This window comes from Streptomyces mashuensis (assembly GCF_014654785.1).
Classification (GTDB): Bacteria; Actinomycetota; Actinomycetes; order Streptomycetales; family Streptomycetaceae; genus Streptomyces; species Streptomyces mashuensis.
In genome coordinates, this window is the sequence record NZ_BNBD01000001.1 from 998,653 (window position 1) to 1,020,991 (window position 22,339).

The 22,339-nt window shown below is 75.1% G+C and carries 20 protein-coding genes; 9 read left to right on the forward strand and 11 right to left on the reverse strand.

Going from position 1 to position 22,339, the window contains the following annotated elements; all coding sequences use genetic code 11:
* Positions 1 to 5: 5 nt before the first annotated feature.
* From IE305_RS04150 to IE305_RS04165, 4 genes are read left to right on the forward strand one after another with little or no spacing between them, the layout of a single operon-like run.
* On the forward strand, positions 6 to 971 hold the full coding sequence (locus IE305_RS04150) for an ABC transporter permease (RefSeq protein WP_190127960.1): 966 nt from the start codon (positions 6 to 8) through the stop codon (positions 969 to 971).
* Positions 964 to 1,821, forward strand: coding sequence for an ABC transporter permease (locus IE305_RS04155; protein ID WP_190127961.1), 858 nt, complete (start codon positions 964 to 966; stop codon positions 1,819 to 1,821). Before IE305_RS04150 ends, IE305_RS04155 begins: the two co-directional genes overlap by 8 nt.
* 32 nt (positions 1,822 to 1,853) lie before the next feature.
* Positions 1,854 to 2,798, forward strand: a complete 945-nt coding sequence (locus tag IE305_RS04160; protein WP_190128213.1) for an ABC transporter ATP-binding protein — start codon at positions 1,854 to 1,856, stop codon at positions 2,796 to 2,798.
* Entirely contained in the window at positions 2,782 to 3,471 is a 690-nt protein-coding gene (locus IE305_RS04165) for an ABC transporter ATP-binding protein (RefSeq protein WP_190127962.1), read from the forward strand. The genes IE305_RS04160 and IE305_RS04165 overlap by 17 nt, the downstream gene beginning before the upstream one ends.
* Here IE305_RS04165 and lysX read toward each other — a convergent pair.
* Positions 3,468 to 6,842 carry a bifunctional lysylphosphatidylglycerol synthetase/lysine--tRNA ligase LysX gene (gene lysX / locus IE305_RS04170; protein ID WP_190127963.1) on the reverse strand — a complete coding sequence of 1,125 codons (3,375 nt, stop codon included), beginning with the start codon at positions 6,840 to 6,842 and terminating at the stop codon, positions 3,468 to 3,470. The two genes, IE305_RS04165 and lysX, sit on opposite strands and share 4 nt — an antisense overlap.
* A gap of 173 nt (positions 6,843 to 7,015) precedes the next feature.
* On the opposite strand from lysX, the gene IE305_RS04175 reads away from it, so the two are divergent.
* Positions 7,016 to 7,210, forward strand: a complete 195-nt coding sequence (locus tag IE305_RS04175; RefSeq protein WP_190127964.1) for a hypothetical protein — start codon at positions 7,016 to 7,018, stop codon at positions 7,208 to 7,210.
* 46 nt (positions 7,211 to 7,256) lie between these two features.
* Here the strand turns inward: IE305_RS04175 and IE305_RS04180 are convergent, their stop codons facing one another.
* The 3 genes from IE305_RS04180 to IE305_RS04190 all read right to left on the reverse strand — a co-directional run bounded on the left by IE305_RS04180 (position 7,257) and on the right by IE305_RS04190 (position 11,530).
* A complete protein-coding gene (locus tag IE305_RS04180; RefSeq protein WP_190127965.1) occupies positions 7,257 to 8,663 on the reverse strand; it encodes a family 2B encapsulin nanocompartment shell protein in 1,407 nt (468 codons plus the stop codon).
* A gap of 92 nt (positions 8,664 to 8,755) precedes the next feature.
* Positions 8,756 to 10,168 carry a family 2B encapsulin nanocompartment shell protein gene (locus tag IE305_RS04185; protein WP_190127966.1) on the reverse strand — a complete coding sequence of 471 codons (1,413 nt, stop codon included), beginning with the start codon at positions 10,166 to 10,168 and terminating at the stop codon, positions 8,756 to 8,758.
* A gap of 141 nt (positions 10,169 to 10,309) precedes the next feature.
* Positions 10,310 to 11,530, reverse strand: coding sequence for a phosphodiester glycosidase family protein (locus tag IE305_RS04190; RefSeq protein WP_229890592.1), 1,221 nt, complete (start codon positions 11,528 to 11,530; stop codon positions 10,310 to 10,312).
* A gap of 215 nt (positions 11,531 to 11,745) precedes the next feature.
* On the opposite strand from IE305_RS04190, the gene IE305_RS04195 reads away from it, so the two are divergent.
* Positions 11,746 to 12,591 carry a phosphatidylinositol-specific phospholipase C/glycerophosphodiester phosphodiesterase family protein gene (locus tag IE305_RS04195; protein WP_190127968.1) on the forward strand — a complete coding sequence of 282 codons (846 nt, stop codon included), beginning with the start codon at positions 11,746 to 11,748 and terminating at the stop codon, positions 12,589 to 12,591.
* Here IE305_RS04195 and IE305_RS04200 read toward each other — a convergent pair.
* The gene (locus tag IE305_RS04200; protein ID WP_190127969.1) at positions 12,539 to 13,045 is read right to left on the reverse strand and encodes a hypothetical protein; all 507 of its coding nucleotides are present in this window, start codon (positions 13,043 to 13,045) and stop codon (positions 12,539 to 12,541) included. The genes IE305_RS04195 and IE305_RS04200 overlap by 53 nt on opposite strands.
* A 157-nt stretch (positions 13,046 to 13,202) precedes the next feature.
* Here IE305_RS04200 and IE305_RS32805 point away from each other — a divergent pair, with 157 nt between their 5' ends.
* The gene (locus tag IE305_RS32805) at positions 13,203 to 13,634 is read left to right on the forward strand and encodes a hypothetical protein (protein WP_229890503.1); all 432 of its coding nucleotides are present in this window, start codon (positions 13,203 to 13,205) and stop codon (positions 13,632 to 13,634) included.
* Positions 13,635 to 13,678: 44 nt separating this feature from the next.
* Here IE305_RS32805 and IE305_RS04210 read toward each other — a convergent pair whose 3' ends face one another.
* Positions 13,679 to 14,638, reverse strand: a complete 960-nt coding sequence (locus tag IE305_RS04210) for an SWIM zinc finger family protein (RefSeq protein ID WP_190127970.1) — start codon at positions 14,636 to 14,638, stop codon at positions 13,679 to 13,681.
* A gap of 1 nt (position 14,639) precedes the next feature.
* Positions 14,640 to 17,600, reverse strand: a complete 2,961-nt coding sequence (locus IE305_RS04215; RefSeq protein ID WP_190127971.1) for an SCO1167/SCO6262 family helicase — start codon at positions 17,598 to 17,600, stop codon at positions 14,640 to 14,642.
* Between the two features lie 220 nt (positions 17,601 to 17,820).
* Between IE305_RS04215 and IE305_RS04220 the strand changes: the two genes are divergently transcribed.
* Positions 17,821 to 18,003 (forward strand): tail-anchor membrane protein, encoded by a 183-nt coding sequence (locus IE305_RS04220; RefSeq protein WP_190127972.1) that lies wholly within the window; start codon positions 17,821 to 17,823, stop codon positions 18,001 to 18,003.
* A gap of 15 nt (positions 18,004 to 18,018) precedes the next feature.
* Here the strand turns inward: IE305_RS04220 and IE305_RS04225 are convergent, their stop codons facing one another.
* The 4 genes from IE305_RS04225 to IE305_RS04240 all read right to left on the reverse strand — a co-directional run bounded on the left by IE305_RS04225 (position 18,019) and on the right by IE305_RS04240 (position 21,725).
* A complete protein-coding gene (locus IE305_RS04225) occupies positions 18,019 to 19,089 on the reverse strand; it encodes a TolB family protein (RefSeq protein ID WP_229890505.1) in 1,071 nt (356 codons plus the stop codon).
* The gene (locus IE305_RS04230; RefSeq protein WP_190127973.1) at positions 19,086 to 20,375 is read right to left on the reverse strand and encodes an MFS transporter; all 1,290 of its coding nucleotides are present in this window, start codon (positions 20,373 to 20,375) and stop codon (positions 19,086 to 19,088) included. The genes IE305_RS04225 and IE305_RS04230 overlap by 4 nt, the downstream gene beginning before the upstream one ends.
* Before the next feature lie 2 nt (positions 20,376 to 20,377).
* Complete coding sequence (locus IE305_RS04235) at positions 20,378 to 21,277, reverse strand: alkaline phosphatase family protein (protein ID WP_229890507.1); 900 nt, start codon at positions 21,275 to 21,277, stop codon at positions 20,378 to 20,380.
* A gap of 163 nt (positions 21,278 to 21,440) precedes the next feature.
* The gene (locus IE305_RS04240; protein WP_229890508.1) at positions 21,441 to 21,725 is read right to left on the reverse strand and encodes a hypothetical protein; all 285 of its coding nucleotides are present in this window, start codon (positions 21,723 to 21,725) and stop codon (positions 21,441 to 21,443) included.
* Positions 21,726 to 21,894: 169 nt separating this feature from the next.
* On the opposite strand from IE305_RS04240, the gene IE305_RS04245 reads away from it, so the two are divergent.
* Positions 21,895 to 22,293, forward strand: a complete 399-nt coding sequence (locus IE305_RS04245; protein ID WP_190127974.1) for a roadblock/LC7 domain-containing protein — start codon at positions 21,895 to 21,897, stop codon at positions 22,291 to 22,293.
* Positions 22,294 to 22,339 lie beyond the last annotated feature (46 nt).

The window sequence follows — 22,339 nt, forward strand, 5'->3', positions numbered from 1 at the left end:
GGCCGATGGCACGCATGACCGGACGGCGGCTCCTGGCCGCCGTCCCGGTGCTCGCCGTCGTCACCTTCGGGGTCTTCGCCCTCGCCGCCGCCTCGCCCTTCGACCCGGCCCGCGCCTACGCCGGCACCGCCGGGCTCGGCGCCCGCCAGGACGTCCTCGACCAGCTGAGCGACAACCTCGGCGCGGACCGGCCCTTCGCCGCCCGCTGGTGGGACTGGCTCCTCTCCGCCCTCACCGGCGACCTCGGCCGGTCGCCCACCCTGCGCCAGCCCGTCGCCGACGTCATCGGCGAACGCCTCGGCTGGTCCGTGCTGCTGTGCGGCGTCGCCTTCGCCGTCGCCGTCACCGCGGGCACCGCGCTCGGCGTGCTCACCGCCCGCCGCCCCGGCCGCCCCCTCGACCGCGCCGTCACCGCCCTCGCCTACACCCTGGAGGCGGCACCGCCCTTCTGGCTCGGGCTGCTCGCCGTCTGGTTCTTCGCCGTCCACCTCGGCGTGCTGCCCGCCGGCGGCCTCACCGACACCGGCAGCGACACCGTCACCGCCGGCCAGGTCGCCTCCCACCTCGTGCTGCCCGCCGCCGTGCTCGCCTTCACCCAGCTGCCCTGGTTCGTGCTGTACGTTCGCCAGGGCGTCGGCGACGCCCTCCGCGAGGACCCCGTACGCGGCGCCCGCGCCCGCGGCCTGAGCGAACGCACCGTCCTCCTCGGCCACGCCCTGCGCTCCGGGCTGCTGCCCGTCCTCACCCTCGTCGGCTCCCGCGTACCCGAACTCATCACCGGCGCCCTGCTCGTCGAGACCGTCTTCAGCTGGCCCGGCATCGCCTCCGCGACCGTCGAGGCCGCCACCAAGGCCGACTTCCCGCTGCTGGCCGCCCTCACCGTGCTCGCCACCGCCGCCGTACTCGCCGGCAACCTGCTCTCCGACCTCCTCTACGGACTCGCCGACCCCAGGGTGGGATTCGATGGCTGACACCACCTGGCGCACCCGTGCGAGCGGCACCCGGCCCGTACGGACGGCCGCCGGCGCCACCGTCCTCGCGGCCGTCGTCCTGGCCGCCGTCCTCGTGCCCTGGCTCGCCCCCGTCGACGACCAGGCCGTCGACCTCGGCGCCAAACTGCTGCCGCCCACCTGGGCCCACCCCTTCGGCACCGACGAGGTCGGCCGCGACCTGCTGCTGCGCACCGCGCACGGGCTGCGCGTCTCGCTCCTCGCGGGCGTCGTCGCCGCGCTGGCCGCCACCGTCGTCGGCACCACCGTCGGCGGCCTCGCCGGCGCCCTCGGCGGCTGGACCGACCGCCTCGTCATGCGCGGCGTCGACCTCTTCTCCTCCGTACCGCACCTGCTGTTCGGCATCGTCGTCGTCGCCCTCCTCCGCCCCGGCACCGGGCCCGTCATCGCCTCCGTGGCCCTCACCCACTGGGTGTCGACCGCCCGCATCGTCCGCGCCGAACTGCTGTCCCTGCGCACCCGGCCGTACGTCGACGCCGCGATCTCCGGCGGCGCGACCCGCCTCCGCGTCGCCGTACGGCACCTGCTGCCCGCCGTCCTGCCGCAGGCCGGGCTCGCCGCGGTGCTGATGGTGCCGCACGCCATCTGGCACGAATCCGCACTGTCGTTCCTCGGCCTCGGCCTGCCCGCGCACGCCGCCAGCCTCGGCACCATGGTCAACAGCGCCCGCGGCTCCCTCCTGGCCGGCCAGTGGTGGCCCACCCTCTTCCCCGGCCTGTTCATCATCGTCCCCACCCTGGCCGTCGCCGCCCTGGCCGCCGCCTGGCGCGAACGCCTCGATCCCCGCGGCCGACCGGAGCCGGCGCTGTGAAACCTGCGAAGCCCCTGCTGACCGTCGACGGGATGTCCGTCCGCTTCCGCATGCCCGGCGGCCGGTACGTCGCCGCCGTCAGCGACGTCTCCCTCACCCTGCACCCCGGCGAGTGCCTCGTCCTCGTCGGCGAGAGCGGCTGCGGCAAGTCGGTGCTGGCCTCCGCCCTGCTCGGCCTGCTGCCCGGCAACGCCGAGACGGCGGGACGGGCCCTGCTCGCCGGAGACGCGCCGCTGGACCTGCTGACCGCGAGCGAACGCACCCTCGCCCGCACCGTCCGCGGCCGCCGCATCGGCCTCGTCCCGCAGAGTCCCGCCGCCCACCTCACCCCCGTCCGCACCGTACGCTCCCACCTCCGCGAGACCGTCCGCGCCCTCACCGGCGTCCGCGGCACCGCCCTGGACCCCGCCGTCGAAGCCGCCGCCGCCCGGGCCGCCTTCCCCACGGACCACCTCGACCGCCACCCCCACCAGCTCTCCGGCGGACTCGCCCAGCGCGCCGCCACCGCCCTTGCCCTCGTCGGCGACGCCCCGCTGCTCCTCGCCGACGAACCCACCACCGGCCTCGACCGCGACCTCGTCGAGCGCACGGCGGACGAACTGCGCCGGCACGTCGACGCCGGCCACGCCCTGCTGATGATCACGCACGACCTGGCGGCCGCCGCACGCATCGCGGACCGGGTGGCCGTCATGTACGCGGGGCGCGTCGTCGAGACCGCCGACGCCGGGCCCTTCTTCGGTACCCCCGGCCCCCGGCACCCGTACGCCCGCCGGCTCCTCGACGCCCTGCCCGAACGGGCCTTCACCCCCATCCCCGGCATGCCGCCCGAGCTGGGCGCACTGCCGGAGGGCTGTGCCTTCGCGCCGCGCTGCGACCGGGCGGAGGCCGCCTGCACCCGAACGGTCCCGGCCCTCTCCGCCGGCGTGGCCTGCCACCACCCCCTGGAGGAGGTGCAGCCCCGTGCTGGAGCTGCGTGACATCACGGCCGGATACGAGCCGGGGCGGCCCGTGCTGCGCGACGTGTCGCTGACCGTCGGCGACGGCGAGGCCGTGGGGCTGCTGGGCCCCAGCGGCTGCGGCAAGTCGACCCTGGCCCGGGTCGCGGCCCTCCTGCACCGCCCCACGGCCGGCACCGTGCTCCTCGACGGCGAACCGGCCCACGGCTGGCGCCACCGCGCGCCACGCGGGCAACGCACAGCCGTCGGCGTCGTCTTCCAGCAGCCGCGCCAGTCCGCCGACCCCCGGCTGACGCTCCACGACGTGATCGCGGAACCGCTGCGCGCCACGGGCCGCCGCGCGGAAGCACCGGCCCGCGTGGCCGGACTGGCGGCGACGACGGGCCTGACGGACGACCTGCTGACCCGCCGCCCGCACCAGGTCAGCGACGGCCAGCTGCAACGCGCCTGCCTCGCCCGCGCCCTGGCCCTGCGCCCGCGCCTGCTCATCTGCGACGAGATGACGGCCATGCTGGACGCGTCCACGACGGCGGCCCTGGTGGGCGTGCTCGAGGCGTACCGCGCGGAAACAGGCGCGGCCGTCCTGGCCGTGAGCCACGACCCGGTCCTGCTGAACCGCTGGTGCGACCGGGTGGTGCGCTGGGACGACATCACCCGGGGCACCACCGCATCCGACCGGCCCCACCCTCTCTAACGGAACCGCACCAGCGGGAACGGCAGCGTCTCGCGGATCGACAGGCCCGTCAGGAACATCACCAGCCGGTCCACGCCCAGCCCCAGGCCGCCCGTCGGCGGCATCGCGTACTCCAGGGCCCGCAGGAAGTCCTCGTCCAGCTCCATCGCCTCCGGGTCGCCGCCCGCCGCGCGCAGCGACTGCGCGGTCAGCCGGCGGCGCTGCTCGACCGGGTCGGTGAGCTCCGAGTACGCCGTGCCCAGCTCCGTGCCGAAGGCCACCAGGTCCCACCGCTCGGCCAGCCGCGGGTCCGCCCGGTGCGGGCGGGTCAGCGGCGAGACGTCGGTGGGGAAGTCCTTGTAGAACACCGGCAGCGTCGTCCGCTGCTCCACCAGCCGCTCGTACAGCTCCAGCACCAGGTCCCCGTGGCCGTCGTCCACGCCGTGCGGCACGCCCGCCGCGTCGCAGTGCGCGCGCAGCGCCGCGACGGTGGTGTCCGGGCCGACCTCCTGTCCCAGGGCCTCCGACAGCGCGCCGTACACCGTGCGCACCGGCCACGCGCCGGAGATGTCGTGCTCCACGCGCCGGCCGTCGGCGTCGGTGCGCACCGCGAGCGGCGCGCCGTGGGCGGCCGTCGCCGCCTCCTGGATCAGTTCGCGGGTGAGGTCGAGCATCACGTCGTAGTCGGCGAACGCCTGGTACGCCTCCAGCATCGTGAACTCGGGGTTGTGCTTGTACGACACACCCTCGTTGCGGAAGGTGCGGCCCAGCTCGAACACCTTCTCCAGGCCGCCCACGCACAGCCGCTTGAGGTAGAGCTCCGGCGCGATGCGCAGGTAGAGATCCAGGTCGTAGGCGTTGATGTGGGTGGTGAACGGGCGCGCGTTGGCGCCGCCGTGCACCTGCTGGAGCATCGGCGTCTCCACCTCCAGGAACCCCCGCTCCAGCAGCCCCAGCCGCAGCGCCTGCACCGCCGCGCTGCGCGTCCGCACGGTGTGCCGCGCCTCGCGCGAGACGGCCAGGTCCACGTACCGCATCCGCACCCGCGTCTCGGGGTCGCCCAGGCCACGCCGCTTGTCGGGCAGCGGGCGCAGGCACTTGGCGGTCATCCGGGCACGCGTGACGAACACCGACAGCTCGCCGCGGTCGGTCGTCCCGATCTCGCCCTCCGCCTCCACGTGGTCGCCCAGGTCGACGTGCGACGTGAAGCGGCGCAGCAGCTCGGGCCCGGAGCCGTCGCGGGTGAACACCAGCTGGAGGTCGCCCGACCAGTCGCGCACGGTGGCGAAGGCGACGCCGCCGTGGTTGCGGGCGAGCAGCACCCGGCCGGCCACGGTGACGCGTTCACCCGTACGGGTGCCGGGCGGCAGGTCCGCGTGGGCGGCGCGGATCGTGGCGAGGGTGTGCGTTCGGTGCGCGTCGACGGGGTAGGGGTCGACGCCGGCGGCCCGCAGCCGTTCCAGCTTGCGGTGCCGGACCCGTACCTGCTCGGGCAGGCCCGCGAGCTCCCCCTCCGCGCCCTCCGCGCCGGCGGCACCGGGCTCCGCGCCCGGTGCGAAGCCCAGTTCGGTGAGCGAGGGCAGGCCGGCCGCGGGGGCGGGGCCGGCGATGCCGGGGGCGCGGCCGCGGCGCCACAGCTTGCCCAGGCTGGGCACGGAGACGAAGCCCTCGGCGATGCCCGCCGCCAGCCCGATCCGGGCCAGCGCACCGGCGTCGGCGTAGCAGAGGAAGCGGGGGTGCCACTCCGGGTTGTACTTCACGTTCGACCGGTAGAGCGCCTCCAGCTGCCACCACCGGGAGAAGAACAGCAGCAGCTTGCGCCACAGCCGCAGCACCGGCCCCGCGCCGATGCGCGCCCCCTCCTCGAACGCCGACCGGAACACGGCGAAGTTGAGCGAGACCCGCCGCACCCCGAACCGGCCCGCCTGCGCGCACAGCCGGGCCACCATGAACTCCATGACGCCGTTGGGCGCCGTCCGGTCGCGCCGCATCAGGTCGAGCGAGATGCCGTCGGTCCCCCAGGGGACGAACGACAGCAGCGCGATCATCGTTCCCTCGTGGTCCAGCGCCTCCACGAGCAGGCAGTCGCCGTCGGCGGGGTCGCCCAGGCGGCCCAGGGCCATGGAGAAGCCGCGCTCGGTCTCGGTGTCGCGCCAGGCGTCCGCGCGCCGGATGACCTCGCCCATCTCCTCGTCCGACAGGGCGGAATGGCGGCGGACACGGACGGTGGCGCCGGTGCGCTCCACGCGGTTCACGGCCTGCCGGGTGACGCGCATCTCCCGGCCGTCCAGGTCGAAGGAGCCGACCTGGAGGATCGCCTCGTCGCCCAGCTGGAGCGCGCCCAGGCCGTGGCGGGCGTACGCGCGGGCGCCCTCCTCGCCCGCGCCCATCACGGCGGGCTGCCAGCCGTAGCGGCCGGCCAGGTCGAGCCACGCCTCGATGGCGGGCGCCCACGCCTCCGGGTCGCCCAGCGGGTCGCCGGAGGCCAGGCACACGCCCGCCTCCACGCGGTAGGTGACGGCGGCCTTGCCGCTCGGCGAGAAGACCACGGCCTTGTCGCGCCGCGTGGCGAAGTAGCCGAGCGAGTCGCGGGTGCCCCAGCGGGCGAGGAGACCGCGGATGCGCAGCTCCTCGTCGCCGTGCAGCGCCGCCTCCAGGCGCTGCGAGCGGAACAGCGCCATGGCGGCGTTGAGCAGCGCCAGCGCGCCGAACAGGCCGAGCAGGAAGTAGATCCAGTGCGGGGGCCGGCCGGCGAAGTGGTGGGTGGGCACCAGCCCGCCGCACACCTTGTTGGCGGCGAACAGCAGCCGGTTGCCGCCGCCGCGCTCCAGGGTGCCGGGGAAGAGCGAGACCAGGCCCCAGCCCAGCAGCGTGCCGACGGCCAGGCCCGCGACGAGGACCAGCAGGGCGCGCAGGAACGCGCCGCGGCGTGACAGGGCGTAGAACTCGCGCCGCGCCAGGAGCAGCAGGCTCATCGCGGCCACGCACAGCACCAGCGACGGCAGGGTGTCCCAGTAGCCCACGGCCAGCAGCAGGGCGTCCGCGAGCAGCAGGAGGGTGAGGTAGGCCAGGACGAACCACAGGGTGACCCGCTTGCGGGCGGCCATGGCGGCCGCGAGCAGCAGCAGGAAGACGGCGTACGCGAGGTTGGCGGCGGTGGGGACGGTCAGCAGGTCCAGCGCGCGCGTGACGGGCTGCAGGGCGCGGCGCAGCGGCGGGACGACGGCGGTGACGGCGCAGTAGGCGCCGAGCAGGCCGAAGAAGACCGCGAAGCCGCCCGGAACGCCGTGCAGGAAACGGCGCCAGGCGCCGGCCCGGGCCTCGTCCGCGGCGGGCGCGCCGGACGGGCCCGCCTGCTGCCCCGAGGGCCCGGCGTCCCGGACAGTGCTCATTCCGTCAGCCTAGGCACGAGCAGGGCTCCGGGCACGCCGAGCGCCGGGAGCGCGGCGCGGAGGGGCCGAATCGGTGATTTCCCACCCGGTTGGAGTACATCTCCTGCCCGGCTCGCGGGGCCACGATGAGCGAGACTGGCGGACGTCCCGCCGCTGTGCCGAGGAGGTTCGCCGTGGCCGTGTCGATTTCCGTGGTCCTGTTGCTCGTGATCCTGGCCGTGGTGTTCATGCGCAGCGGGGGACTGCGCTTCTCCCACGCCCTCGTCTGCGTCCTGCTGGGCTTCCTGCTGGCCAGCACGAGCATCGCGCCGACCATTTCGCACGGCCTGTTCGCCACCACGCAGCTGGTGGGCGGCGTCCGGCCCTGACGGGCACGGGGCTCCGCCGGGCCGGACGCCGCGGGGCGCGGTGGTCCTACCGGCCGATCTCGACGTCCTCCAGGACGCCGAGCGCGTCCGGCACCAGCACCGCCGCCGAGTAGTAGGCGCTGACCAGGTACGAGGCGACCGCCTGCTCGTTGATGCCCATGAACCGCACGTTGAGGCTGGGCTGGTACTCGTCCGGGATGCCGGTCTGGTGCAGGCCGACGACGCCCTGGTTCTCCTCGCCGGTCCGCATGGCGATGATGGAGCTGGTGCCGGTCTCCGACACCGGGATCTTGTTGCACGGCAGCAGCGGAATCCCGCGCCAGGCCCGCACGGACGACCCCAGGACCTCGATGTTCTTCGGGTACAGGCCGCGCTTGTTGCACTCCCGGCCGAACGCCGCGATGGTGCGCGGGTGCGCCAGCAGGTACTGCGTCTTGCGGCGCCGTGCGAGCAGCTCGTCGAGGTCGTCGGGGGTGGGCGGGCCGCTGCGGGTGTGGATGCGCTGGCTCATGGCGGCGTTGTGCAGGAGCCCGAACTCGCGGTTGTTGATCATCTCGTGCTCCTGGCGTTCGCGCAGGGCCTCGACGGTCAGGCGGAGCTGCTGCTCCAGCTGGTTCATGGGCTCGTTGTAGAGGTCGGCGACGCGGGTGTGGACCCGCAGCACGGTCTGCGCGACGCTCAGCTCGTACTCGCGGGGCCGCAGCTCGTACTCGACGTACGTGCCGGGGATGACGGGCTCGCCGCTGTGCCCGGAGGTGATGGCGATGTCGGCCTCGCCGCGCTTGTTCGCGGGCGGGGTGGGGCGCGAGGAGACGTCCGTGACGTGCGCGCGGAGCGACTCGGAGCGGTCGGCCACCTCCTGGAACGCCGCGCGGGGCAGGGCCAGGACCGTGCAGCGCGTGACGGCGCGGACGGTGAAGCCCCAGGTGCCGTCGGGCTCCAGCGGGACGCGCTCGCCGAAGTAGTCGCCGTCGGCCAGGGTGCCGAGCACGGCCTCGTCCCCGTAGGGGCCGCGGCCGGTCTTGGTGAGCTTGCCGTGCGCGATCAGGAACACCTGGTCGGCGGGTTGCCCGGCTTCCACGAGCGTGTCGCCGGCCGCGTACTCGCGCTGCACGAACGCGTCGGCCAGCGCCTCCAGCACCTGCTGGTCCTCGTACCCGCGCAGCAGCGGCAGCTCGCCCAGCTCCGGCGGGATGACGCGGACCTCGGCGCCCGTCGAGATGAACTCGACGCGCCCGTCACCGACGGTGTACGTCAGCCGTCGGTTGACGCGGTACGTGCCGGCCGACACCTGGACCCAGGGCAGCACGCGCAGCAGCCAGCGCGAGGAGATGCCCTGCATCTGGGGGACGGTCTTGGTGGTCGTGGCGAGCTGGCGCGCCGCGTCCGTCCCGAGGCTGAGCCGGGACTGGTCCTGCGGTACGGAGTTCTCCGGCTCCACTGACGTGGTCATGCGAGGTGTTCACCCATCTGTGAGTTCTGCGGACGGACGGACTCGGCGGATTCACGGATACGCGGATTCCCAGATACGGCGAATCCGCGAATTCAGTGGCCCACTTCGACGTTCTCGAGAATTCCCAGGGCGTCCGGTACCAGGACGGCGGCCGAATAGTAGACGCTCACCAGATACGACATGATGGCCTGTTCGCTGATGCCCATGAAGCGCACTGAAAGGCTCGGCTGGTATTCATCGGGAATTCCGGTGCGGTGCAGGCCGATGACGCCTTGGCTCTCCTCGCCGGTCCGCATCAGCAGGACGGAGCTGACACCGGTGTCCGTGACGGGGATCTTGTTGCAGGGGAAGATCGGTACGCCGCGCCAGGCCGGCACCGAGTGCCCGCCGACCTGCGCGCTGTCGGGGTAGACGCCGCGGCGGTTGAACTCCCGGGCGATCGCGGCGATGGCCTTCGGGTGCGCCAGCAGGAAGCCGGGCTCCTTCCACACCGTGGCCAGCAGGTCGTCGAGGTCGTCGGGGGTGGGCGGGCCGCTGCGGGTGTGGATGCGCTGGCCCAGGTCGGCGTTGTGCAGCAGCCCGAACTCGCGGTTGTTGATCATCTCGTGCTCCTGGCGTTCGCGCAGGGCCTCGACGGTCAGGCGGAGCTGCTGCTCCAGCTGGTTCATGGGCTCGTTGTAGAGGTCGGCCACGCGCGTGTGCACCCGCAGCACGGTCTGCGCCACGCTCAGCCCGTACTCGCGGGGCGAGACCTCGTAGTCCGCGAACACACCTGGCAGCGCGGGCTCGCCCGTGTGCCCGGAGGCGACGTCGATGGCGGCCTCGCCGTACGCGTTCTGCGGGCGGCCGGTACGGGCGCGGACGCCCTCGACGTGTGCCCGCAGCTGCGGCGAGCGCTCCATGGCCTGCCGGAACTCGGCGTGCGGCAGCGTGAGGACGGTGCAGGCGGTCACCGCGCGGACGGTGACGTCCCACGTGCCCGGCTCGGGTGCGGCCAGCTCGCGGTCGCCGATGTAGCCGCCGCCGGCCAGCACGCCCAGCACGGCGGGCTCGCCGTACTCGCCCTCGTGCAGCTTCTCGGCCTTGCCGTGCGCGAGGAGGACGACCTGGTCGGCCGGCTGTCCGGCCTCCACCAGCAGTTCACCGGGCCGGTACTCGCGCTGCACGAACCGGCCGGCCAGCTCCTCCAGCACCTCCGCGTCGCCGAAGTCCCGCAGCAGCGGCAGCTCGCCCAGCTCGGCGGGGATCACCCGGACCTCGGCGCCGGTGGTGAAGAACTCCACCCGCCCGTCGCCCAGTGTGTGCGTCAGCCGCCGGTTGACCCGGTACGTGCCGCCGGAGACCTGCACCCACGGCAGCAGCCGCAGCAGCCACCGGGAGCTGATCGCCTGCATCTGCGGCACGGACTTGGTCGTGGTGGCCAGATTCCGGGCGGCCTCCGTGCCCAGGCTCAGCCGGCCGGGCGGATTTTCCGTACCGGCCCCGGACTCCACTGACGTCGTCATTTCGAATGCCCACCCCATCGTCGCGGAACTGCCCGTGCGGCGGCCCCGGGAAAAGGCCCCGGGCGCCCCGCCCGAACCTAGCAGCGGAATTCGGCGGACGGGATCACTCGATCGGATGGGATTAAAAGCTGCTCTCGCGTGTCACGACCCCGAGAAAACCCCGATGCCGTTCGCGACGGCCCGTTCCGCCCCGCCCGACGGATGGTTGCGCACGACCGCGTGCCCGCTGCCCGGGGAGCGCGTGACGAGCGTCGAGGAGCCGCCGCCGTCCAGGTTGAAGGCGTCCACCGACCCCACCGCCCGCATCAGCCGGGCCAGTTCCGTGAGCGTGAGGCCCGGCCGGTACGCGGCCCGCCCGTCCAGCGCCAGCAGGTAGACGCGCTGCCCCCGGTCGGCCAGCCCCGCGGCCGTCCGCACCGCCGCCGTCCGCCCGTCGAGCCCGGACAGCTGCCGGCCCCCGCGCAGCACCGGGAAGCCCCCGATGGCGAAGTCGTAGCCGCGCGCCTTGCGCGCCCGCAGGTACCGGTCCACCGACACCCGGTCGCCCACCGCCAGCCTGCGCAGCTCGCGCGCCCCCTCCTCGCGCCCCACCAGCACCAGCGAGCCCGAGGCGATGGGGCCCTTGCCCGGCCGTGCCGACCGTGCCGCCACACGGCCCCGCCGCACCGTCACCTCGTACGTCTCGTCGCTGCACGGCGCGCCGCGGTGGGCGTCCGTGCCGCACACCGCCCGCTTCCGCGACACCCGGCCCCACGCCGGCGTGAACACGCCGATGCCGTCGACCGGGATCGCGTACTGGTTGAAGCCGCTCAGCGGCAGGTCGTCGTCCTCGGTGCGCACCGAGCCCTCCAGCGAGAGCCGGTCCATGCGCGCCACCCCGTCCCGGTCCACGCCGAAGACGGCCTCGGTGTCCACGCCCCGCGGCATCGCCGGGCCGAACCGCTGCCCGTCGGGCACCGCCGCCTTCAGGGCGTGCCCGTCCGCGACGGCCGGGCCCACCGGCGCGCCCGTCTCCCGCACCCCCGGGTGCTGCACCTCGGTGATGTTGAAGAAGTCGCCGTTCACCCCGCCTACCGCGCCCTGCCGCTCCGTCATGCCGGACACCGTGTCCCGGGCCCCGACGGCGCCCGGGTACAGCAGGTCCAGGGAGACCCGGTCGTCGCGCAGGTCGACGGTGAGCAGGTGGCCGTGGGTGGTGCCGTGACCGCCGTGCCACGACACGGTCCGGTACGTCACGCCGGGCGCCACCCTGCTCGCGGCGCCCAGCCGGGCGGCGACCTGCCCCGTTCCGGCCCCGGCCCACGCGGTGCCCCCGCCGACCAGCGAGACCCAGGCCGTCAGTACTGTCACTGCCGCGCGCAGGCGGCGTCCTCGTCTGCCCACTGTCACCCCAGAGGTCACGTCAATTCCGCTGTGCGCAAGGCTCATTCATGCCCCGGCGAACGACAGGCGACGCCTGGGCGCCGGCTTCGGCACCACGCGTCACGGCTCTGTCCCGCGGCCCGGCGGGCCCCGATACTGGCCCCGACCGTCCCCGTGCCCGTGCCGCCGTTCCCGCCCCGTCCGGAGAAGCCGTCATGTCCCGTACGCGAAGAGCCGCCGTCGCCACCCTCGCCGCCGCACTCGCCGGCACGCTTCCCGCGCCGGCGCAGGCCGCGCCCCGCACTCCCGGGCTGCCGCCCCTGCGCCGTACGCACGCCCACAACGACTACCGGCACCCCCACCCGCTCACCGACGCGCTCTCCCACGGCTTCTGCAGCGTCGAGGCCGACATCTGGCTGGACGACGGCGGCGCGCTGCTCGTCGGCCACGACGCCGGCGACCTCGACCCCCGGCGCACCCTGGAGTCCCTCTACCTGGAGCCCCTGCTGCGCCTCGTCCGCGCCCACCACGGGCGCGTCCACCGCGGCTACGACGTCACCCTGCAACTGCTCATCGACATCAAGACGCCCGGCGACCCCACCTACCGCGAACTCTCCCGCCACCTGCGCCCCTACCGCGCCATGCTCACGTCCTGCGACCGCGGGCACGTCCGGCGCGGGGCGGTCACCGCCGTCGTCTCCGGCGACCGGGGCGCCCGCGGGCCCATGGAGGCGGAACGGACCCGGTACGCGTTCTACGACGGCCGGCCGGCCGACCTGGGCGGACCGCCCGCCTCCTTCGCGCCGCTCATCAGCGACGACTGGACGGCGCACTTCACCTGGCGGGGCACCGGCCCCATGCCTGCGGCGGAGCGGGCCGCGCTGCGGCGGACCGTCGCCACGGCGCACGCCGAGGGCCGCAGGGTGCGGTTCTGGGCCACGCCCGACGAGCCGGGCCCGGCCCGCGAGGCGGTGTGGCGCGAGCTGCTCGCCGCCGGCGCGGACCACCTCAACACCGACGACCTGGCAGGCCTGGAGGCCTTTCTCCGCGCAGGTCGGTGAGCACCCGCCGCAGCTCCGCCCGGGGCACCGACGGCAGCAGCCGGGCGACGGCGTACAACAGCTTGCCGAGCACGAACGTCGTGTCGGGCGTGGCCCGTACGAGGCCGCGCACCGCCTCCGTGTCGCCCCGCCACACGGCCTCCAGCAGCACTGCGACATCCGGCGCGCCCTCCTCGTCCGTCTCGACCCAGCCCGGCTCGTCCGGCACCCGGCGGGCGAGGTGGCGCAGCACGCGGTCGGCGACGTCGGGCCGGTAGGCGGTGCGCACGGCCTCGTTGGCGACCCAGGCGAGCGCGGTGACGAGCTCCCTCGCCTCCTCCGGCGTTGTGTCACGGGCCAGGCAGTCGTCGAACGCCTGCTGATTGCCGTGCCGGTACGCCAGCAGAAGGCTCGCCACCCGGGCCTTGGCCTCGCCGGCCTCGCTGACATGGAGCTGGGTCATCTCGGCAGTCATCGATGGGATCGTACGGTTTGCTGATCGTTGTACCGGTAGCGCCACGCAGGTGCCGATCGGGTGGAAAAACGGGCGGAATGTCGCGTTCCAGAGGGGAACGTGTAGCGGAACCGTCACCGCTGGGTGCGGACCGTGCCGTGCCGGGGACCCTGGCGGTATGACCACGGACCCCGGACCACCGCCCGGCCCTCCGTACGGCCCGCGCGGCCCGTACGGCCCCCGGGGCCCGCACGGGCCCTACGGCTACGGGCCGCCGCCGGCCGGTGGCTTCGGCCCGCCGCCGGGCGGAGGCGACGGGCGGGGGCGCCGCCTGGCGCTCGCCGTGGCGGCGCTGGTGGCGGTGGCCGCACTGGTCGTCGGGGTCCTCCTCGTCAAGGACGGCCGGGGCGGCGGCGCACCGGCCGGCGGCGGATCGCCGGGCGGGCCGGCACCGTCGCTCGGTCTCCCGTCGGGCTTTCCGTCGGAGCTGCCGTCCGGCCTGCCGTCCGGGCTGCCCTCCGGCTTCCCGACGTCGTTGCCGAGCGGGCTGCCGACCGCCCTGCCGTCGGCCCTGCCGAGCGTCCTCCCGTCGGACGTCTTCGGGCTGTAGCGCCGCCCGGGCCCCCGTCGGCGCAGCGGCCCTCGCGCCCGGTTTCAGTCGCCGGACGGTGCCTCGTACGCCGAGGCGAGCCGGTCGGCCATCAGGCCCGGCGGCGCCGACGAGGCCAGGCGCTCGGCATCCTGACGCTCCGTGAGCGGCCGCGGCAGCGGAGTCCGCCCGTGACCGGGGGACAGGGCCGCCGCCAGCAGCCGCCGGGCCCGCCCCGCCGCGTCCGCCGCCAGGAACTCCAGCGCCGCCACGTCCAGGCCCGGCGGCGGCGCGACCTGCGCGGTGAACACCGGCACGAGCTCCGCCGCCTCCACCGGCGGCGGGGGCGCGGGCAGCGGCGGCAGGGCACGGCCGGGCGCGAACGCCTCCCGCGCCGGCACGCCCCGGGGCGCCACCTCCGGCGTACGCTCCGGCGCCCCCGCCGTGCCGCACGCCCTCAGCTCACCCAGCAGCGCCTCCTCCGTACGCCCCCGCACCAGCAGCAGGACGAAGGGGTCCTCGTCCAGCAGCCGGGCCACCTGGTGGCAGAGCGCGGCCGTATGGGCGCAGTGGTCCCACGCCTCGCATGCACACCGCGGGTCGAGGTCGCCCACGCCGGGCATCAGGTCCACGCCCGCCGCGGCCGCGTCCTCGGCCAGGTGCGGCGGCAGGTCCCGGTCCAGGAGGGCCGCCAGGTGCTCCGTACGGCGGGCCACCAGGTCCGTCAGCCGCTCCCAGTCGCCGTCCGGCAGGGGGCGCACGAGCACGTCGGCCCGGTACGCCGTGCCGTCCTTGTCGTGCACGAGCCCCGTGAGCCGCCCGGGGCGTACGGCGACCGCGCCCACCGCCCCGGCACGCGCGTACCCGCGGCCCGCCTTCACCTGCTGCCCGTCCAGGGCCGACTCCTCCAGCGCCGCCAGCCAGGCCCGCGCCCACCGGCCCCGCGCGAACGCCCGGCCGCGCAGCGGCGGCAGGGCTTCGAAGACGCGCTCCTGTGCCGCATCCCTATAGGTGGCCGTCCCCACGTCACATCCCCCTCAGTTCGACCAGTTCCGCCAGTTCCGCGTCCGTCAGCTCGGTCAGCGCCGCCTCGCCGCCGCCCAGCACCGCGTCCGCGAGCGCCTGCTTGCGGCGCAGCATCTCCGCGACGCGGTCCTCGACCGTCCCCTCCGCGACCAGCCGGTGCACCTGCACGGGCTGCGTCTGCCCGATGCGGTGGGCCCGGTCGGTGGCCTGAGCCTCGACCGCCGGGTTCCACCAGCGGTCGAAGTGCACGACGTGCGCGGCCCGGGTCAGGTTCAGGCCTGTGCCCGCCGCCTTGAGCGACAGCAGGAAGACGGGGACCGCGCCCTCCTGGAAGCGGCGCACCATCTCCTCGCGCCGCGCCACGGGCGTACCGCCGTGCAGCAGCTGCACGCCGACGCCACGGCCGGACAGGTGCTGCTCCAGGAGCCGCGCCATCTCCACGTACTGGGTGAAGACCAGCACGCCGGCCTCCTCGGCGAGGATGGTGTCGAGCAGCTCGTCCAGCAGCTCGACCTTCCCCGACCGGCCGGCGAACCGTGGCCCGGCCCCCTGCTGCGCCGCCTGCCGCTCCTTGAGGAACTGCGCCGGGTGGTTGCAGATCTGCTTCAGCCCGGTGAGCAGCTTGACGATCAGTCCGCGCCGTTCGAAGCCGTCCGCGTCCGCGATCTCGGCGAGGGCCTCGCGCACCACCGCCTCGTACAGCCCCGCCTGCTCGGCCGTGAGGGCGACGGGGTGGTCCGTCTCGGTCTTGGGCGGCAGCTCCGGGGCGATGCCCGGGTCCGTCTTGCGGCGGCGCAGCAGGAACGGCCGGACGAGCGCCGCCAGCCGTTCCGCCGCGGCCGGGTCCGCACCGCCCTCGACGGCCTGCGCGTAGCGGCGCCGGAAGGCGGCGAGCGGGCCGAGGAGGCCCGGCGTGGTCCAGTCGAGGACGGCCCACAGCTCCGACAGGTTGTTCTCGACGGGCGTGCCGCTGAGGGCCACGCGGGCCGTGGAGCCGATGGTGCGCAGGGCCTTGGCGGTGGCGGAGGAGGGGTTCTTGACGTGCTGCGCCTCGTCGGCGACGACCAGGTCCCAGGCGGTGGCGGCCAGCGCCGCGGCGTCCAGGCGCATGGTGCCGTAGGTGGTGAGCACGACCTCCCCGTCGGCCAGGCCGTCCAGGGTGCGCGAGGCGCCGTGGAAGCGGTGCACCGGCGTGCCGGGGGCGAAACGTTCGATCTCGCGCTGCCAGTTGCCCATGAGGGAGGTGGGGCAGACGACGAGGGTGGGGCCGCCGGTGCCCGGAAGGGAACGCCGGTGCAGGTGGAGGGCGATGACGGTGATGGTCTTGCCGAGGCCCATGTCGTCGGCGAGGCAGCAGCCCAGCCCCAGGGAGGTCATCCGGTGCAGCCAGGTGAGGCCGCGCAGCTGGTAGTCGCGCAGGGTCGCGGCGAGCGCCGCGGGCTGCGGGACGGCCTCCCGGGCGGCCCCGGGGCCCGGGGATGCTTCGGGGTGGGCAATGCGGTCGCGCAGGGCCGCCAGCGCGCCCGTGGCCCGTACCTCGACGGTCTCGTCGTCGCCCGCCCGTGAGGGGGCGTGGCCGGTCAGGGCGGCCCCGAGCGCCTCGGCCGGTGTGACCGCGCGGTCCCGGCGCTCACGGGCGCGGCGTACGGTCTCGGGGTCGAGCAGCACCCACTGGTCGCGAAGGCGCACGGCGGGGCGGCTGGCCTCGGCCAGCCGGTCCAGCTCGGCGCGGGTCAGCTCCCGGTCGCCGACGGCGAACCGCCAGCGGAAGGCGAGCAGCGCGTCGGCGGACAGCAGGGACGGCAGGCCCGGCGCGCGGACGAAGCGGCCCTCGCCCTCCGCCGCCTGCGGTTCCTCCGTGTCGTCCTCGGGCGGGCCGACGACGGCGTGGGTGGTGAGGCCGCGGGCGATGTCCCGGGGCCAGTGCACCTCGACGCCGGCGCGGTCGAGGGCGGCGGTGGCGGCGCCGAGCAGTTCGCCGACCTCGTCGTCGGCGAGGTCCAGGGCGTGCGGCACCTCGTCGGTGAGCAGCGGCGACAGCGCCGGCCAGGCGTGCGCCGCGCGGCGGAGGGCGAGCAGGGCGTTGACCCGGGCGCGTCCGCCGAAGGAGGCCGGCGCGGTGCCGGACCACACGTCCGCCGCGTCGGCGACCAGGGCGGGGTCGGTGAGGCTGTGCACCTGCGGCACGGCGCGGAAGCGCGGCCCTTCCGGGCCGTCGTTCCCCTCCGCCTCCGCCGGGCCGTGGACCTCGATGCGCAGGGAGAGGCGGACGCCGGCCTCCCGCCCGGACGTCACGTCCTCCGCCCAGGGGCGGTGGTCCGGGACGGCGCGGGGCGCGGGCGAGGCGTACGCGCGCCCGCCGGCGGCGAGTGCCGCGGCCGGGGTGCGGGGCAGGCCGTCGGCCACGGCGTCGAGGAAGGCCAGGACGAGCGTCTCGGGGTCGGGCAGGAGCGGGCCGTCCGCCGCGGTGGGCGCGTCGGGCAGCGGGACGCAGTGCGCCTCGGGCGGCATGGCGGCGGCCAGGTCGCGGACCCGCTGCCGGTCGTCGGGGGTGAGCGGCCCGGCGCGCCAGACGTCGTGGTCCGTGGCGGAGATGCCGGGCAGGAGCCGGCCGCGGGCGGCGAGCTGGAGCGCGAGCACGGCGGCCGAGCCCCAGAAGGCGGCCGTCGCGTCGCCGCCGGCGGCGCGGGCGCGGGTGAGCACGGGCACGGCGTCGCGTACAGGCAGTACGGTCGCCCGTACGGTCGTGGTGGTCACGTCGCCGGGGGTGCCGCCGGGGGCGGGGACGACGACGGTCAGGTCGTCGTCCCCGTCGTGGGCGTCGGGGCCGTCCGTGCCGTCGGGCAGCCAGAAGGCCACGCGTCCGGTGCGGGCGGGGTCGTCGGGGAGGAAGGCGGCCCGGCAGCGGAGGAGCCGGGACAGCTGGGGCGGGGAGGGTGGTGCGGCGGGGAGCGGGGTCACGGCGCTGCGCATTCCTCAAATTTGACTAGCAGGGCGAGCGGCCGAGGGTACAGCAGGCGAACGCCGAACGTGGGGCTGCGTTTCGTGACGCCCGTCACGTCGGTGCATTCTGGAGCCGGGGCGGACGTGAGGACGTGGAACCGGCTTCGCCCGCCGGGCGTTGTCAGCAGAGCGCGGCGGTGGAGTGTCGTCGCGGCCGTCGCCAAGGAGGAGGACGGACATGAGCAACAGGGCCAAGGTGGCCGTCGGCGGCGTGGCGGTGGGAGTGATCCTGCTGTGGCTGCTGCCGTTCTGGGCCGCGCTGCTGGTGATCGTCGGTGTGCCGGTGGTTGCCTACGTGGCGCTCGACCCCTCGCAGCGGAAGCGGCTGGGCAGGGTCACGCGCAAGCAGCTGGACCGGTAGGCCGGCGGCCGGCTGTCAGCGCGCGGTGCCGGCGGGCGTGAAGGCAGGTGCCAGCGCGGCCTTCGTCAGCAGGCGGGGGCTGCCGGAGCCGTCGGCCGGGACGGTCCACAGGTCGGAGCCGAAGTCGCCGGGCAGCGCGTAGAGGAGGGTGCCGTCGTCGCGCCAGACCGCCTGGTCGTCGACGTTGCGGTGCTCGGCGGTGGGGGTCTCGCGCTGCGTGCGCAGATCCAGCACGTACAGCCGCCAGGGAGCGTCGGAGGAGGCGTCCTCGACGCGCTTCTTGTAGGCGACGCGGGTCCCGTCGGGGGAGAGGGAGGGGCATTCGACGTTGGTGTGCAGCGTCTCCAGGGTCTTGGCGGTGCGGTCGCCGCGGACGAGGTGGGTCCGGCCGCCGGTGGCCACGGTCGCGTAGAAGCGGGTGTCGTCGGCGAAGGTGACGCCCCAGACGTTGACGTCGGCGGCGCGGTGCGGCTGCCCGTCGACGATGAGCCGGTAGTCCTCCAGGTTGCGGTCCAGCTCGCCGGTGCGGGTGTCGAGGACGGACGTACGGGTGGAGAAGTTGCTGCCGGCGTACGAGTCGCCGCTGACGAACACCGTCCACGCCACCGTGCGGCCGCTCGGTGAGACGCGGGCGCGGGTGGGGATGCCCGCCAGGCCGTAGTGGCGGGTCTCGCGCAGCCGCACGTCCAGGACGACGGCGCGGTAGCTGTCGCGCAGCCCGCCGCGCACCGCCTGGAGGCAGATGCCGGTGCCGCCGGCGGTGTGGAAGCGCAGGCAGTGCACGCCCGAGGCGGTGCGGGGGCCGGCGGGGTCGCCGGCGGGCACGGAGGTCAGCTCGTCGCGGTGCGGGCCCCAGGCCATGTTGCGGAAGACGGCGCGGCCCGGTTCGTCGAGCGTGACCCGTCCCTGCCGCACCGGAGGGCCGTCCGCCCGGGTGCGGTCCTTCTCGGCGGCCCGCCCGGCGGCGTGCAGGGTGGCGGCGACGGCGACACCGCCCAGCAGGAGGAGGGCGACGGCCAGGACGAGGAGGCGGCGCGCGGTGGAGGAGAGGGCGCGCGGGGTGCGCGGGGCGTGCAGGGCGTTCAACGGGTGGGCTCCGGGGGCGCGTCGGTGGGGGAGGGGCGCAGCAGGACGGTGCCGGCGGCGGCGCAGACGCACAGTCCGGCGGCCGCCGCGGTGAGGGCCGTACGGTCGCCCCAGGCGGTCCAGGCCGCGCCGAAGGCGACCGAGCACAGGAACCGGGCCAGGGCCTGCCCGGTCTGCACCACGGCCAGCCCGCTGCCGCGCGCCTCGGCGGGCACGGCGTCGGCGGTGGCGGCGGCCAGGACACCGTCGGTCGCGGCGTAGAAGGCGCCGTGCAGGGCGAGGACGGCCGGGACGAGGGCGGCCGTGCCGCCGGTGGGCGCGAGCAGCAGGCCGTACGCGGCCAGGAGCGCGAGGTGTCCGCAGAGGAACAGCCGGCGGCGCCCGAAGCGGTCGGCGAGCACGCCGAACGGCACCGCCAGCAGCAGGAACGCCGCGGCCGTACCCAGCGGCAGCAGGGGGAACCACGCCTCGGGCAGCTCCAGCCGGCGCTGCACGGTGAGGTAGAGGAAGGAGTCGCTGACGGTGGTGAGGCCCAGGAGGACGGCGCAGGTGGTGAGCCGGCGCACGGGCCCGCGGCGCAGCAGCGCGCGCAGGGGCTCGGGGGAGGGCCGGGGGCCGTCGCCCGCGGTGGTGTCCCGCGGGGAGCGGCCGGGCACGAAGAGCAGGAGGACGACGACGCCGAGCACGGCCACGCAGCCGCTGGTGACGAAGACGGCGTCGTAGCCGTCGGCGGCCAGACGCAGCAGGGCGAAGGCGAGGAGGGGGCCGAGGAGGGCGCCGGCGGTGTCCATCGCGCGGTGCACGCCGAACGCCCGGCCGCGCGCGGCCGGTTCGGTGGCCAGCGAGATCATGGCGTCGCGGGGCGCGGTGCGCAGGCCCTTGCCGGTGCGGTCGGCGGCGAGCACGGCGCCGCTCAGCGGGAGGCCGTGGACGACGAGCAGCAACGGCTTGCACAGCGCCGACAGGGCGTAGCCGGCGGCGGCCACGGCCTTGTGCCCGCCGGACGGGCGGTCGGCGAGCCGGCCGCCGAGGAGGCGCACGAGTGCGGCGACGCCGTTCTGGATGCCGTCCAGGAGGCCGAAGCCCAGCGGCGACAGGCCCAGTTGGGTGACGAGGTAGAGCGGCAGGACGGCGGTGACCATCTCGGAGGAGACGTCGGTGATCAGGCTGACCGTGCCGAGGGCCACCACCGTGCCGGGCACGGCGGCCCGCCGGCCGCCGGCGGTGCGCCGGCCGGCCGGGCGGGGTGCGGTGTGCGGGGTGGAGCGGCTGTCCGCGACGTACACGGTCAGGTGGTCCAGATGCCGGTGACGTCCTTGGCGTCGGCGGCGTTCCCGGCGTGCGGCAGGCCGTACATGTCCTCCAGGGTGCGCAGCACGTCGTAGTGGTTGTACGTGGTGCCGGAGGTGGAGCCGGGCTTGACGGGCTGGCCGTAGAGGACGGTGGGGATGCGGTTGCCGCTGAGCCGGTTGTCCTCGTCGAAGGTGACGACGAGCAGGCTGTTGTGCGTCTTCGCCCAGTCGGCGTAGGACTTGAGGTTGTTCTTCAGCCAGGTGTCACCGGTGCCGACGGAGCAGTCGTGCATGTCGTTGCACATGTTGGGCACGACGAACGACACCGTGGGCAGCTGCGCGTAGTCCGTGCCCTTCGGGAAGGCCGCGAAGGTGTGCGCGGTGGAGGTGGGCACGTTGTCGAAGCCGAACCAGGGGTTGTGCTTCTGGCGGTACTTGCCGTCGCTGCTCTTGCAGGCCGTGGAACCCTCGGCGGGCAGCGACTCGTTGTAGCTGCCCCAGGTCCGGCCGGCGCCGAGGAGCTCGGAGGCGAGGTTGGGCTCGGCCGAGAAGCCGGGGTCGACGCAGCTGTCGTCGGTGACCCCCTGGGTCTCGCCGGAGAACAGCGCGTAGTAGTTGGGCTGGCTGGGGTGGGTCTCGGCGTAGGAGGCGGTGAGGCTGGCGCCGCCTGCGGCCAGGGAGTTGAGGTAGGGGGCGCTGGAACTGCCCATCACTTGGTCGTAGGCGTGGTTCTCGAAGACGACGACCACGACGTGGTCCGGCGTCGGTACCGCGGCGGGTGCGGCGGCGGAGTCCGAGGCCCACAGGCCCAGCGAGGTGGCGGCCAGGGCGAAGGCCGAGGCCAGGGCCGGCGCGGGGCGGCGGGTGCGGTGGGGGTGACGTGCTGCGGCGCGCACGAAGTCCTCCGTACGGGGCGTTCGGTGGGGTGGTGGGGGTGGGGCGTGGAGGTGCGCAGGAAGCGTAGGACCACGGTGGTGGCATGTACACGACTTTCGCGTGACGAGTTGGGGAACGCGGGGTGGGGGCTGGGAGCGGCGGCCCGCGGCCGGTGGCCGGTGGTCAGGCCGTGGGCAGGCCGAGCAGGGTGCGGGCCACGGTCTGCGGGGACTCGCCGCGTTCGCGCGCCAGGGCTATCAGGGCCCGGCAGGCCAGCTCGTTGACGCCGAAACACAGGGCCTCGGGCGAGACCCAGCGCGCCGCTTCGGCGCTCCTCTCGTAGTCGTTCTCGGCGCAGGCCGCCACATGGACCGCGGCCGCCTCGAACAGATTGGGCCGCCGGTCGGCGGACGGCCGGGGTGCCGGGGGCTGCCGGACCTCGAGGCGCTTGCGGAGTTTGTCGAACACGCGGATCACCTGCCCCGTCGAGCGGCCTTTCCTGCGGTCGTTCAAGTGTGCCCGGGGACCACGGGGTTGAACCCACCCACCGGCCGGACGGCCGGGTTGCCCGGCGCGCCCCCGTGAGCGAGGCTTGCACGGCAGTGACGGGGGGTCGTGCGGAACGGGGAGGCGGAGCATGGTAATGGGCAGGGACGTCGACGTGATGCTGGACGAACTGACCCGGCGCGCCGGGGGGATGCGCCACGCGCTGGTGCTGTCGGGGGACGGAATGGTCACCGCGGCGAGCACCGGGCTGGAGAGAGCGGAGGCCGAGCGGCTGGCCGCGGTCGCGTCCGGCCTGCACAGCCTGGCCCGGGGGACCGGGCAGCGGTTCGGGGCCGGCCGGGTGCGGCAGACGATGGTGGAGTTCGAGCAGGGCGTGCTGTTCGTGACGGCGGCGGGCGAGCGGGACTGTCTGTGCGTCCTGACCGGTCCGGGGGCGGACCTGGGGGCCGTCGCCTACGAGATGACGAGCTTCGTCCGTCGTGTGGGTGAGCTGTTGAAGCCCGGAAACCGGGGTTGTCCACAGGGCTGAGCGGGGCCGGCGATCCACCGCTAACGTCGTCACTGTCCGTGATGCT

Bases quoted from the DNA above. Each gene is read 5' to 3' on its own strand.
- IE305_RS04180 (WP_190127965.1), bottom strand. From the start codon at position 8,663: ATGACCACGTCAGTGGAGCCGGAGAACTCCGTACCGCAGGACCAGTCC.
- IE305_RS04195 (WP_190127968.1), top strand. From the start codon at position 11,746: ATGTCCCGTACGCGAAGAGCCGCCGTCGCCACCCTCGCCGCCGCACTC.
- IE305_RS04150 (WP_190127960.1), top strand. From the start codon at position 6: ATGGCACGCATGACCGGACGGCGGCTCCTGGCCGCCGTCCCGGTGCTC.
- IE305_RS04200 (WP_190127969.1), bottom strand. From the start codon at position 13,045: ATGACTGCCGAGATGACCCAGCTCCATGTCAGCGAGGCCGGCGAGGCC.
- lysX (WP_190127963.1), bottom strand. From the start codon at position 6,842: ATGAGCACTGTCCGGGACGCCGGGCCCTCGGGGCAGCAGGCGGGCCCG.
- IE305_RS04185 (WP_190127966.1), bottom strand. From the start codon at position 10,168: ATGACGACGTCAGTGGAGTCCGGGGCCGGTACGGAAAATCCGCCCGGC.
- IE305_RS04155 (WP_190127961.1), top strand. From the start codon at position 964: ATGGCTGACACCACCTGGCGCACCCGTGCGAGCGGCACCCGGCCCGTA.
- IE305_RS04220 (WP_190127972.1), top strand. From the start codon at position 17,821: ATGAGCAACAGGGCCAAGGTGGCCGTCGGCGGCGTGGCGGTGGGAGTG.
- IE305_RS32805 (WP_229890503.1), top strand. From the start codon at position 13,203: ATGACCACGGACCCCGGACCACCGCCCGGCCCTCCGTACGGCCCGCGC.
- IE305_RS04245 (WP_190127974.1), top strand. From the start codon at position 21,895: ATGGTAATGGGCAGGGACGTCGACGTGATGCTGGACGAACTGACCCGG.
- IE305_RS04160 (WP_190128213.1), top strand. From the start codon at position 1,854: ATGTCCGTCCGCTTCCGCATGCCCGGCGGCCGGTACGTCGCCGCCGTC.